11 protein-coding genes are annotated in these 12,221 nt (G+C 69.9%); 1 reads left to right on the top strand and 10 read right to left on the bottom strand.

Annotated features, from left to right (window positions below; translation table 11 throughout):
* Positions 1 to 941: 941 nt before the first annotated feature.
* Positions 942 to 1,946, top strand: a complete 1,005-nt coding sequence (locus ACYU7G_RS17145) for a CapA family protein (protein WP_461110040.1) — start codon at positions 942 to 944, stop codon at positions 1,944 to 1,946.
* A gap of 12 nt (positions 1,947 to 1,958) precedes the next feature.
* Here ACYU7G_RS17145 and tyrS read toward each other — a convergent pair whose 3' ends face one another.
* The 10 genes from tyrS to ACYU7G_RS17095 are packed head-to-tail and all read right to left on the bottom strand — an operon-like array spanning position 1,959 to position 12,197.
* Positions 1,959 to 3,212, bottom strand: a complete 1,254-nt coding sequence (gene tyrS, locus ACYU7G_RS17140) for a tyrosine--tRNA ligase (protein WP_461110039.1) — start codon at positions 3,210 to 3,212, stop codon at positions 1,959 to 1,961.
* A 5-nt stretch (positions 3,213 to 3,217) separates the two neighbouring features.
* On the bottom strand, positions 3,218 to 4,648 hold the full coding sequence (argH, locus tag ACYU7G_RS17135; protein WP_461110038.1) for an argininosuccinate lyase: 1,431 nt from the start codon (positions 4,646 to 4,648) through the stop codon (positions 3,218 to 3,220).
* Complete coding sequence (locus ACYU7G_RS17130) at positions 4,645 to 5,142, bottom strand: arginine repressor (protein ID WP_461110037.1); 498 nt, start codon at positions 5,140 to 5,142, stop codon at positions 4,645 to 4,647. Before ACYU7G_RS17130 ends, argH begins: the two co-directional genes overlap by 4 nt.
* On the bottom strand, positions 5,135 to 6,313 hold the full coding sequence (locus ACYU7G_RS17125) for an acetylornithine transaminase (RefSeq protein WP_461110036.1): 1,179 nt from the start codon (positions 6,311 to 6,313) through the stop codon (positions 5,135 to 5,137). The genes ACYU7G_RS17130 and ACYU7G_RS17125 overlap by 8 nt, the downstream gene beginning before the upstream one ends.
* Positions 6,310 to 7,206, bottom strand: a complete 897-nt coding sequence (gene argB, locus ACYU7G_RS17120; RefSeq protein ID WP_461110035.1) for an acetylglutamate kinase — start codon at positions 7,204 to 7,206, stop codon at positions 6,310 to 6,312. The genes ACYU7G_RS17125 and argB overlap by 4 nt, the downstream gene beginning before the upstream one ends.
* Entirely contained in the window at positions 7,203 to 8,354 is a 1,152-nt protein-coding gene (argJ, locus tag ACYU7G_RS17115) for a bifunctional glutamate N-acetyltransferase/amino-acid acetyltransferase ArgJ (protein ID WP_461110034.1), read from the bottom strand. The genes argB and argJ overlap by 4 nt, the downstream gene beginning before the upstream one ends.
* Positions 8,351 to 9,382 carry an N-acetyl-gamma-glutamyl-phosphate reductase gene (argC, locus tag ACYU7G_RS17110; protein WP_461110033.1) on the bottom strand — a complete coding sequence of 344 codons (1,032 nt, stop codon included), beginning with the start codon at positions 9,380 to 9,382 and terminating at the stop codon, positions 8,351 to 8,353. Before argC ends, argJ begins: the two co-directional genes overlap by 4 nt.
* Positions 9,383 to 9,421: 39 nt before the next feature.
* Positions 9,422 to 9,976, bottom strand: a complete 555-nt coding sequence (locus ACYU7G_RS17105; RefSeq protein ID WP_461110032.1) for a TetR family transcriptional regulator — start codon at positions 9,974 to 9,976, stop codon at positions 9,422 to 9,424.
* A complete protein-coding gene (locus tag ACYU7G_RS17100) occupies positions 9,960 to 11,060 on the bottom strand; it encodes a hypothetical protein (protein ID WP_461110031.1) in 1,101 nt (366 codons plus the stop codon). The genes ACYU7G_RS17105 and ACYU7G_RS17100 overlap by 17 nt, the downstream gene beginning before the upstream one ends.
* A 24-nt stretch (positions 11,061 to 11,084) precedes the next feature.
* Positions 11,085 to 12,197 carry a cytochrome P450 gene (locus ACYU7G_RS17095; protein ID WP_461110030.1) on the bottom strand — a complete coding sequence of 371 codons (1,113 nt, stop codon included), beginning with the start codon at positions 12,195 to 12,197 and terminating at the stop codon, positions 11,085 to 11,087.
* Positions 12,198 to 12,221: the final 24 nt, after the last annotated feature.

Raw genomic sequence — 12,221 nt, 5'->3', positions numbered from 1 at the left:
AACGCACACCAACAACCAAAGCTGCTGGCAAATGTGCATATAAATAACCACACTATGTGTAGTTGGCATTGACTTTAAGCACGCTGTTGAGTTCTCAAGTTTCGGGTGCGTCCCGCGCCTCACAACTACCGCTGCTGTGGCTTGGGGCAACTCGATCAACTCTACTCGACTTTACTCGGTTCCGCAACTTGCGCTGCCGGCCCGAGAGCCTTGTTGAGTTGTTTTGGTTTTCCGTCCTCCAGGTCTCCCTGTCGGCCTTTCAACCTTACTCCCTGTCCCGCTCCGAATCAAATCGGCCCCGGTTCCGGAGTTCGTCACCTCGTTGAGGCGACTCGACTTACTCTACTCAGATTTCCAGCAATTCGTCAAAACGACTTTCTGGCCACCATTCATTGAGTTGTGTCGAGGACCATTCGGTCCATTTCCCATGGCTGGAAGAGGAAATGAATTCCACTCCTCGCCGCACCAGTCACTCCCCGGGATCTTGAGCGGGTTCTCAGCGAACGCACACTCATCCCGAGTCGTAGTAGGTGGTTGGGGCTCCTGGTTCGGCCGCCTTGTGGGCGTCCGGGTCACCTCGAAGCGTTGAATACTCTACACACGCCCCGGCGCACACGCAAATCGGGGCCCGGGGACCGTTCCTCTCGGGGCCGTGGCACGCTTGGGGCATGGCCGGCCGGAGCAGGATGACCCCGTGGCGGTGGCTCACCGCCACAGTGTTGGCCCTCACCGCCTGTGCACCGGCCCCTGTCGGAGAAGGCTCCCCAGAGCCGGTCCCGGAGCCCACTTCTGCCCCACCCACAGTGTTCACTTCCCCGGTGGCCTCACCCACCGCGTCGGACTCGCAATCCGTCCCCGTTCCCACGCCAGTGGCCCCGGACCCGACGCCGACAACTCACCCGGCGGGCACTGCCGCTGCCTCACCGACGCAGTTGCGCACGGTGACGATCAACTTCTCCGGTGACCTCTTGTGGCACAACTCACTGTGGGAGTCGGCGAGGATCGATGGGGGCGGCGCGATGGACTTCGTCCCACAGCTGGCGGCGCTGGGCGACTACGTGGGCTCGGCAGACCTGGCGATCTGCCACTCGGAGGTTCCCTTCGCGGAAGCCGGCGGCCCCTACGGCAACTACCCGATGTTCAAGGCACCCCAGGAGATCGCGCCGGCGCTGGCCGAGATCGGCTGGGACGTGTGCACCACGGCGTCGAACCACTCCCTGGACGCGGGCTTCGACGGTCTGGTGCGGACAATCGAAGTGCACAACGCACAGGGCATCCTGACCGCCGGCACCTACACCTCGGCCGAGGACCGTGCCACCCCCACCATGTTCCGGACCACCTCTGGCGTGGAGGTGGCGGTGGTCAGCAGCACGTATGGGACCAACGGGATCGCGTTGCCGTCAGAAGCACCCTGGTCAGTCTCGCTGCTGGACGTCGAGGACACCTTGTCCCAGGCGGCGCGGGCCCGAACGGCTGGGGCGGACATCGTCGTCGTCCACATGCATGCCGGCACCGAGTACGAGAGCACCCCCAACCGCCAGCAGCTGGATTTCGCCGACGCCATGACCGCCTCCGACGACGTGGACCTCGTGATCGGGCAGCACGCCCACGTGGTGCAACCCATCACCCGCTCCAACGGGAAGTGGGTGGCCTACGGCGCGGGCAACCTGATGGCCCAGAGCAGTCCCGCCCAGCCGTGGACCTACGACGGATACCTGGCCACCTTCACCTTCGTCGAGCAACCCGACGGCGGCTTCAGCTCCACCACCGGGGAGTTCGCCCCGACGATGATCACCAAGCACCGGGCCGACGCCCCGGCACGGGTGCTCATCGTCAGCGATGCCCTGGCCGCCGGCAGCTGGGACGGGAAACAACTGCGTGAGTCGGCAGCGCGCACGCGCACGACGGTGCTCTCGCTGGGAGTGGAAGGCCTCAGCGAGCGTTGAGGCCTCCCCCCTTCAGGCGAAGTGCACACCCCCGACGGTCTTGCGACCGCGGCGCAGCACCACGTACTTGTCCGCCAACCGGTGATCCGGGCCGAGGACCAGGTCAGCGTCGGCAACCTTCTCGTTGTTGACGTAGGCCCCGCCCTCCGCCACGGCGCGGCGGGCGGCGGAGCGGGAGTCGACGAGGCCGGCCGCGACGAGGGCGTCGGTGACGCTGACCTCACCGGAGACCTCCACCGATCCCACCTCGCGCATCACACCTGCGAGGGTCTGGGCCGGGAGCTCCGAGAGTTCGGAGCGGCCGAACAGCGCTGCGGCGGCGTTCACCGCGGCCTCGCGCTCGGCGACGCCGTGCACCAGGTCCGTGACGTCGTCGGCGAGGGCCCGCTGGGCCGCACGCTTGTACGGCTCGGCCTCGGTGGCGCGCTCGAGCTCCTCGATCTCCTCCCGGGTACGCATGGTGAACACCTTCAGGTAGTCCACCACCTTGGCATCCTCGGCGTTCAGGAAGAACTGGTGGAAGGCGTAGGGGCTCGTGAGCTCCGGGTCGAGCCAGACGGCGCCACCCTCGGTCTTGCCGAACTTGGTGCCGTCGGCCTTGGTGACCAATGGCGTCGCGACTGCGTGCGCCCGCTCCTGGTCACTGCGTCGGATGAACTCGACCCCGGCGGTGATGTTGCCCCACTGGTCGCTGCCACCGAACTGCAGCGTCACCCCGTGGCGGCGGCGCAGCTCTCGGAAGTCCAGCGACTGCAGCAGCACGTAGGAGAACTCCGTGTAGGAGATGCCCTCCTCCAGGCGGCGGGCCACCACGTCGCGTGCCAGCATCCGGTTGACCGGGAAGTGCTTGCCGACGTCGCGCAGGAACTCGAGGACGTTCATCCCCCCGGTCCAGTCGAAGTTGTTGACCATGGTGGCAGCGGCGGGCCCCTCGAAGGAGACGAACCGTTCCACCTGGGCGCGGATGCGCTCCACCCAGCCGGCCACCACCTCGGTGGTGTTCATGACCCGCTCGCCGGTCTCCTTCGGGTCCCCGATCAAACCGGTGGCGCCGCCCACCAGCATGTGCGGCAGGTGCCCGGCGCGCTGCAGTCGCTGCGCGAGCAGCAACTGGACCAGGTGTCCGATGTGGAGGCTCTGCGCGGTCGGGTCGAAACCGACATAGAACTTGACGGGCCCCTCGTCCAGGTGGGCCGCCAGGGCCTCCGGATCGGTCGACTGGGCGATCAGCCCCCGCCAGTTGAGGTCGTCAAGTAGTGCATTCACGCGGGTCAGCCTATCGCCGGCCCCGTGGCCGCCCAAGCCGAGAGTTCACCGCGGACGGACTGGAGTTCGGCGAGCTGCTCGGCCACCCGGTCCGGGGCCGTCCCGCCACGCCCGTTGCGGGACGCCACGGACCCGGCGACGGTCAGCACCGCCAGCACCCCTTCGTCGAGGTGTTCGGAGATCTTCGGCAGGTCCGCCGCGGTCAGCTCCTGCAGGGTGATGCCATTGTCCTCGCAGTACTGGACCGTCTCCCCCGCCACCTCGTGGGCGACGGCGAAGGGGACCCGCTCGCGGACGAGGTGGTCGGCCACGTCGGTGGCGAGGGAGAAGCCCATCGGCGTCACCGCCGCCATCCGCTCCGTGTCGAAGGTGAGGGTGCCCACCATGCCGGCGACGGCGGGGATCAGGACGTGCAGCTGGTCCAGCCCGTCGAAGATGGGTTCCTTGTCCTCCTGGATGTCGCGGTTGTAGGCCAGGGGCAGCCCCTTGAACGTGGCCAGCAGACCGGTCAGGTTGCCGATCAACCGTCCTGCCTTGCCGCGGGCCAGCTCGGCGACGTCTGGGTTCTTCTTCTGCGGCATGATCGAGCTGCCCGTGGACCAGGAGTCGTGCAGCTTGGCGAAGCCGAACTCGGCGGTGCACCAGATGATGACGTCCTCGCTGAGTCGCGAAAGGTCCACCCCCACCTGCGCGAGCACGAAAGCCGCCTCCGTGACGAGGTCGCGTGCGGACGTGCCGTCCAGGGAGTTCGGCGCCGAGGCCTCGAAACCGAGTTCACGGGCCACGAGCTCCGGGTCCAGCCCGAGCGAGGTGCCAGCCAGGGCTGCCGAGCCGTACGGGCTGACCGACAGCCGCCGGTCCAGGTCCCGGAGCCGGTCGATGTCGCGTGTCAGCGGCCAGGCGTGGGCCAGCAGGTGGTGGCTGAGCAGCACGGGCTGGGCGGACTGGAGGTGGGTGCGGCCCGGCATGACAGCCCCCATGTGGTCACCGGCCTGCTGTGCGAGCGCGTCGAGCACGCCGTCGAGGTCCTGGGCGATGAGCCGGATCTCGGTTCGCAGGTAGGAACGGATCAGGGTGGCGATCTGGTCGTTGCGGGAGCGGCCCGCCCGCAACCGGCCTCCCAGTTCCGCCCCGACCACCTCCTTCAGGCCGCGTTCGAGGGCACCGTGGACGTCCTCGTCGGTGGGCTCCGGGCCGAACTCCCCGGTCTCCACCCTGCGGGCGAGCTCGGCCAGCCCGGCATCCATGTCCGACGCCTCCTGCTCGGTGAGCAGCCCGGCCGCGAGCAACGCCTTGGCGTGCGCGCGCGATCCCGCGATGTCGTGGAGCGCCAGTCGCCAGTCGAACTGGGTGGACTTGCTCAGTGCGAACAGTGCGTCGCTGGGGCCGCCGGCGAACCGGCCTCCCCAGAGCCTGCCCTGGTCTGTTCCGCTCACTTGATCTCCTCCGGTTGTGGTTTGCCTGTGCGTGTCATGTCCGAGAGGCTCGAGACGAGCTTCTCGGTGGCGGCCGCCGTGGTGGTGATGACGAGCACCGTGTCGTCACCGGCGATGGTTCCCATGACGCCCGGGAGCCGGACGCCGTCCATGGTGGCGGCGAAGTACTGTGCGGCCCCGGGCGGGGTGCGCAGCACGATCTGGTTGCCCGTGGACCTGATGGTCTGCAGCATCTCGCTGCAGAGACGGGCGAGCTTGGCCAGCGCCGCGCCGTGCGGTTCGGCGTCGTCCCCCAACGCGTAGACGAGGCTGCCGTCGTCGGCCCGGCGGCGCATGGCCCCCAGTGCGACGAGGTCCTTGCTCAGCGTGGACTGGCTGGCCCTGACCCCGTCGGCGGCCAGTTCCTGGCTCAGTTCCTGCTGCGAGGTGAAGCGGGCCTGCTCCAGCAGCCCTCGCAGCAGCGAGAGCCGCGCGGAGCGGGAGACCTCAGCCACGGGCCCGGGCGAGGAACTCCGGCAACGCTTCGACGAAGGCCGTCAGTTCCTCGGCTGTGATGACCAGGGCAGGCGCGATCCGGATGACGTCCGGTCGGGGCGCGTTCGCCACCCAGCCCGCCTCCAGGGCGGCGTCCACGGCGGCAGCAGCGATCGGCTCGTTGAGGACGATGCCGCGCAGCAGGCCGCGACCCCTGACGTGGCTGACCAGCGGCTCGTCCAGGGCCTCGACGGCGTCGGCGAACCACTGGCCCACCTCGCGGGCGTTGTCCAGCACGCCGGCCTCGAGTTCGTCCAGCACGGCGTTCGCCGCGGCGGCCGCCACCGGGTTGCCGCCGAAGGTGGAGCCGTGCAGTCCGGGGGTGAGGAGCTTCCCGGCCGCGCCCACGGCGATGCAGGCACCGATCGGGAACCCGTTGGCCAAGCCCTTGGCGAGGGTCACGATGTCCGCGCTCACCCCGTCGGCCCTGTGCACCAACAGTTCACCGGCGCGTCCGATGCCCGTCTGGACCTCGTCGACCCACAGCAGCGCCCCGTGCTCGGACGTGATGCGCCGGGCCTCGGCCACGAAACCCTCCGGGGCCGGCAGCACGCCCGCCTCGCCCTGGATCGGTTCCAGGACCACGGCGGCGGTGGTGTCGTCGACGGCGGCCTCGAGCGCTGCGACGTCCCCGAACGGGACGAACACCACGTCGCCGGGCAACGGCTCGAACGGCTCGCGGTACTTCGCGGTGTGCGTGACGGCCAGCGACCCGATGGTGCGGCCGTGGAAGGAGCCCTCCATCGCCACGATCTTGGTGCGCCCGGTCAGCCTGGTCAGCTTGAACGCCGCCTCGTTGGCCTCGGCACCCGAGTTCGCGAAGAACACCCGGGCGTCACCCGTGTCCGACGCGGCCGCTGCGAGCCGCTCGGCGAGCCGCACCTGGCCCTCGGTGGCGAAGAAGTTGGACACGTGCCCGAGGGTGTGCAGCTGCGAGGTGATGGCCGCGACCACCCGGGGGTGGTTGTGCCCGAGGGCGTTGACCGCGATCCCGGCGAGCAGGTCCACGTAGGTCTTGCCGTCGGCGTCGGTGAGATGGATGCCGTCGCCGCTGACGAAGGCGCGCTTCGGGGTGCCGAAGGCGTTCATCATCACGGCTTCGTAGCGGTTGAGCAGTTCCTGGTTGGTCATGAGTTCTCCCTTGCGGTGACCATGGTTCCGATGCCCTCGTCGGTGAAGACCTCCAGCAGGAGGCAGTGCGGGACGCGCCCGTCGATGATGGTGGCGGAGGTGACTCCCCCGTCGACGGCGCGCAGGCAGGCCTCCATCTTGGGCACCATCCCGGACTCGAGGCTGGGCAGCAGCTGCTCCACCTCGTCGGCGCTGATGGAGCTGATGATCGAGGACTCGTCGGGGTAGTTCGCGTACAGCCCGGCCACGTCGGTCAGCATCACGAGCCGCTTGGCGCCGAGCGCGACGGCGATGGCCGAGGCTGCGGTGTCCGCGTTCACGTTGTAGACCTGCCCGTCGGGTCCGGGCGCGACGGTGGCCACCACGGGGATGCGGCCCGCGTCGATCAGGTCCTGGACCGCGGCGGGGTCCACGGAGGCGACGTCGCCCACCAGGCCGAGGTCCACCTCCTCCTCGTCGACGACCAGACCGCGGCGCCGCGCGTGCAGCAGGCCGCCGTCCTCGCCGGACATCCCGACGGCGAACGGTGCGTGGGCGTTGATCAGGCCCACCAGCTCGCGCCCGACCTGGCCGACCAGCACCATGCGCACGACGTCCATCGCCTCGGCGGTGGTGACGCGCAGCCCGCCCCGGAACTCCGAGTCGATCCCCAGCCGGCCGAGCATGGAGGAGATCTGCGGGCCGCCGCCGTGCACGACGACGGGCTTGAGTCCCACCCGACGCAGGAACACGATGTCCTCGGCGAAGGCACGCTTGAGGTCCTCGTCGATCATTGCGTTGCCGCCGTACTTGATGACGACGGTCTCCCCGGCGAACTCGGCGAGCCAGGGCAGCGCCTCGATCAGGGTGTTCGCCTTGACCAGCAGTTGGTCCTGCGTGGTGGTCTGGCTCATGAGGAGTACTCCGCGTTCTCCTTCACGTAGTCATACGTGAGGTCGTTGGTGAGGATGGTGGCGGCCTGGTCCCCCGCGTTCAGGTCCACCAGCACGTGCACCTGCCGGCCGGTGAGGTCCACCAGGGATCGGTCCTGCCCGATCTGGCCACCGATGCAGACCTGGACGCCGTTGAAGGAGACGTCGAGCCGGTCCGGGTCGAACTCCGCGTCGGTGACCCCGATCGCCGAGAGCACCCTGCCCCAGTTCGGGTCGTTTCCGAACACGGCGCACTTGAACAGGTTGCTGCGTGCGATCTCGCGCCCGACGTCCTCCGCGTCCTGCTCGCTGGCCGCCCCGGTGACCTCGATCGTGATCTCGTGGGCGGCGCCCTCGGCGTCGGCGATCAGCTGACGGGCCAGGTCCTGGCAAAGGCCGGTGAGAGCAGCCGTGAACTCCTCGGTCCCGGGGCGCTGCCCCGAGGCGCCGGATGCCATCACGATCACGGTGTCGTTGGTGGACATGCAGCCGTCTGAGTCGGCCCGGTCGAAGGAGAGTCTGCAGGCCTCGCGCAGTGCCGTGTCGAGTTCCGTGGCGGGCACGTCTGCGTCAGTGGTCAGCACCACGAGCATGGTGGCCAGGCCGGGCGCGAGCATGCCTGCCCCCTTGGCCATGCCGCCGACGCTCCAGCCGTCACGGGTGATCCCGGCCTGCTTGTGGACGGTGTCGGTGGTCATGATGGCGCGGGCCGCGTCGGCGCCCCCATCTGCGCTGAGGGAACCGCAGGCCGCGTTGATGCCGGCGGTGACGGCGGCCATCGGCAGCCGGGTTCCGATCAGCCCGGTGGAGCACACGGCCACGTTGTCGGCGGGCACCTGCAGCGCGGCGGCGGTCTCGGCCGCCATGCGCGCGGAGTCCGCGAACCCGTCGGGGCCGGTGCACGCGTTGGCGCCGCCCGAGTTGAGGACGACGGCGGCGAGCTCGCCGTCCTCGACGGCCTGCCGCGACCACTTCACGGGTGCTGCCTGCACCCGGTTGCGGGTGAAGACGCCGGCAGCCGCCTGCCTCGGTCCCTGGTTGACGACTACGGCGAGGTCGGCGTTGCCGCTGGCCTTGATGCCCGCGGCGACGCCGGCAGCGGTGAAGCCCTTGGGTGTGGTGACGCTCACGGTGCGACTCCGATCGTGGGAAGGCCCATGGTCTCGGGGAGGCCGAGGGCGAGGTTCATGGACTGGACGGCACCACCGGCGGTGCCCTTGGTGAGGTTGTCCTCGGCCGAGATCGCCACCAGGCGCCCGGCGGCCTCGTCGACGCTCACCTGCACCGTGACGCGGTTGCTGCCGACGACGGCGGCCGTCTGCGGCCAGGTCCCCTCCGGCAGGAGGTCCACGAACGGTTCGTCGGCGTAGGCCTGCGCATAGGCGGCGCGGGCGTCGGCCACCGTCACGCCGTCTGCGATCGGGGCGCTGCAGGTGGCGAGGATGCCGCGCGGCATCGGCACCAGCATCGGCGTGAAGCTGACGTTCACCGGCTGGTCGGTCACCAGGGACAGGTTCTGCACCATCTCGGGGGTGTGGCGGTGGACGCCGCCGACGCCGTAGGCGCTGGTGTTGCCGGCGGCCTCGGAGGCCAGCAGGTTCGGCTTGAGTGACTTGCCCGCGCCCGAGGTGCCGCTGGCGGCCACCACGACCACCTGCGACGCGTCCACCAGGCCCGCGGCGACGGCGGGCAGCAGCGCGAGCGTCGCCGCCGTCGGGTAGCAGCCGGGGACGGCCACCCGCTTGGCGCCGGCCAGCTTCTCCCGCTGCCCCGGCAGTTCCGGCAGGCCGTAGGGCCAGGTGCCGGCGTGCGGGGAGCCGTAGAACTTCTCCCAGTCGGCCGAGTCGGTGAGCCGGAAGTCGGCGCCGGCGTCGATCACGAGCACTTCGTCACCGAGTTGCTCGGCCACGGCGGCGGACTTGCCGTGCGGCAGGGCCAGGAACACGACGTCGTGACCGGAGAGGTTCTCAGCGGAGGTCTCCACCACCACCCGGTCGGCCAGCGGGGCGAGGTGAGGTTGGTGCGTGCCCAGTAGGTCACCGACGCTGGAGTTGCCCGTGAGGGCTCCGATCTCGACCTCGGGGTGCTGCAGCAGCAGGCGCAGCACCTCTCCTCCTGCGTATCCGGTGCACCCGGCGACAGCGACCTTGTAGCTCATGCGGAAAACTATGCCATGAATCGAATAAGTATTCCAAGCTCAGCGCAGTGATCGCGTCCCAGCCACCAGCAGGGCCACTCCCCTCGCGAAGTGGCGCGCGGACCGCTCGGCATCGGCCGACTCCAGCACGCCCAGCGCGACGAGCTGCGTCTGGGTCTGCTCCTCCGTGACGTGGCCGAGCACGAAGTGCAGGAACGCCTGCATGGTCGCGTCCGCCGTGTCCGCGGGCAGACCGGCGGCCTCCAGCACGGCCCGTCCGGCCGCGCACGGGTCGACCCGCCCGAGCCCCATCGCGCCCGCCGAGGCCACGAGCTCGGCCGCGTCCCGGTGCGCGAGGAGAAGTCCCCGCAGTCGTTCGGCCCAGGCCGACAGCCACTCCTCCCAGCCGACGCCTGGGGCCTCGTACTCGAGGTCCGCGAGCACCTCGTCGGCGACGGCGGCCAGCAGGGACTGCTTGTTGGGGAAGTGCCAGTACAGCGCCCCCGCCTTGACGTCGAGGGCGCCCGCGACCCGCCGCATGCTCAGGTCCGCCAGGCCGAACTCGTCGAGGATCGTCAGGGCGGCGTCGACGATGGCCTCAGGTGTGAGCGCCATCGTCCCTCACCCAGAACCCCTCGCAGCCGTGGGGCTCGAACCCCAGGGCGTCGTTGATGGCCAGCATGTGCCGGTTCTCGACGGCGTTGCCCGTCGAGACCCGCGCAACGCTGGGCCACGTCGTCGCGAGGGCCGCGTGGTTGGTGACCTTGGCCAGCATCCCCAGGCCATGGCCGCGGTGGCCCTTGATGACCAAGGTCTCCCACTGGTGTGCGAGTTCCGCCACGGAGCGGTCCTTCAGGAACCTCGTGAACCCGACGAAATCGCCGGTGGCGACCTCCCGGACCAGCGTCACGAGCTGCTCCCGGTCTGCGAGCGCCAGCTCGTCGCCCATCACCCTGACCCGGTCGGCGTCCCAGACCTCGACCATCTCCACCTCGCCGGTGGGCACGTCGGTGCTCATGTGGGTGTTCAGCACCGCCAGCGGCTCCAGGAGCTCCTCCGGCACGGGGCCGGCGAACGTGACGCACTCGTATGCCGGGTTCGTGAGCGCGCGAACTCGGTCACGCTCTCGCACCCGGTCCTCGGCCGACGGCAGCACCAGCATCGCGGTGCGCTCCACCTGGTTGAGGCGCCAGCCGCGGTCCACGAGGAAGCGCGTCTCGCGAGAGGTGGCGTCCACGGCACCCTGCCCGCTGTGTGCCGCGACGGTGGGGGTGCCCGCGGGAAGCTCCGGCGGCTCGGCCGTGAAGGCCCAGAACTTGTCCCGGCCGTGCTCGCGCCCCACCTCCAGTGCGGCCTCGTGGAGCGCCGTGCCGATCCCCTCGCTGAGGCGGCCCCGACGGACCACCCAACTGACCTCGGCGACGTCCAGGTTGTCCGCCGTGGGCAGGTGCACGACGGCCACGCCGGTGCAGTCCTCGACCCCCACCGGCCCGGGGCCATCGCTCGCGGCCAGCCGGATCACCCGGGAGTACTGGGGGCTGGCACCGTAGGAGTACAGGAGCGGCACCGTCTCGGCGAGGTCCGCCGAGCCCACCTTCTCCCGCAGCACGTCCGCCCAGAACTCGGCCTCTGCGTGCAGCACCCAGGCGTCGGGTGCATCGAGGGAGGCAGGTTGCTCGAAACGGGTGATGGTGGTCACCGGAGCATCCTATGCGGCTCCGTCTCAGGTCAGGACGACGGGAGAGACCGACCAGCCGCCCAGCGGGCGCTGCGCCCGCAGGCCCCGCGACTCGGGGTCGTGGGAGAAGTCCGTGGTGGCGTCGATCAGTTCCTCGAACAGGACGCGCAGTTCGAGGGTGGCCAACGGCCGTCCGGGGCACACGTGGGGTCCGGCTCCGTAGACCAGGTTCAGCTGGGAGTGCTTCTCCGGCTCGTAGCGGTCGGGGTCCTCGAACACGCGCGGGTCCCGGTTGGCGTTGGTCCAGTCCACGAGCACCCGCTGCCCCACGTGCACGGGGCACCCCGCCACCTCGGTGTCGACGGTGGCCTTGCGGCGGTTGCTGACGAACGGGTCGTCGATGCGCAGCAGTTCGTCCAGGGCGGCCGCGAGGCCTTCGGGGTCGTTGCGGCGGGACCGCACGTCGGCCTCGATCTCCTCCGAGGCAGCCAGCTGGTGGCCGATCACCCCGATGCACAGCGCCATCGAGCCCAGGTCCCCGCCGGTCCAGTTCCGCAACACGGAGACCAGCTCCGGACGGGTCAGGAGCCGGCCGTCCACCCGGTCGCGCAACAGTTCGTCGGTGACGTCGCGGGGGTGCTCGTCGCGGCGGTTCAGGCGGGGTGCGAGCACCCGGCCGATGATGTCGTCGAAGTGCTCCGCCGCTGCAGCCGTGCGTTCCAGCTCCCGGGAGCGGGTGGCGGCGGCGTTCTCGAAGACCCATTCGACGAGCTCACCCTCCAGCTCGTGGGGCCATCCCAGCCAGGCCATCATCACCTGGACTGCGTAGCGGGTGCCGAGGTCACGGGTGAAGTCCACGGCCTCGCCCCGCGGCAGCTCGGCCACGATCCGGCGGGCAACCTCGCGGGCAGCCGGCTCGAGCACCGCCATCCGCTCCGGCGTGAAGTAGACGTCCAGGACCTTTCGGAACTTGCGGTGCTCGGCACCGTCCAGACCGTTGGGCACCTGCAGGAACCGGGAGGTGTCGCTGGAGTAGCGCTCCGGGTCCGTGACGACGTCCAGAACCTCCTGGTGCCCCATCACCCGGACCACGTCACCGTCGGCGAGCGCCGCCTGGTGTCCGATGTCGGCCGTACCCGTCTCGCTGTTGGTGCTCACGGGCGCCACGATAGCCAATCGGAT

The organism is Tessaracoccus terricola, assembly GCF_054776555.1.
This window is presented reverse-complemented; position numbering and strand designations above follow the sequence as displayed.

Bases quoted from the DNA above. Each gene is read 5' to 3' on its own strand.
- argC (WP_461110033.1), bottom strand. From the start codon at position 9,382: ATGAGCTACAAGGTCGCTGTCGCCGGGTGCACCGGATACGCAGGAGGA.
- ACYU7G_RS17105 (WP_461110032.1), bottom strand. From the start codon at position 9,976: ATGGCGCTCACACCTGAGGCCATCGTCGACGCCGCCCTGACGATCCTC.
- argB (WP_461110035.1), bottom strand. From the start codon at position 7,206: ATGAGCCAGACCACCACGCAGGACCAACTGCTGGTCAAGGCGAACACC.
- ACYU7G_RS17125 (WP_461110036.1), bottom strand. From the start codon at position 6,313: ATGACCAACCAGGAACTGCTCAACCGCTACGAAGCCGTGATGATGAAC.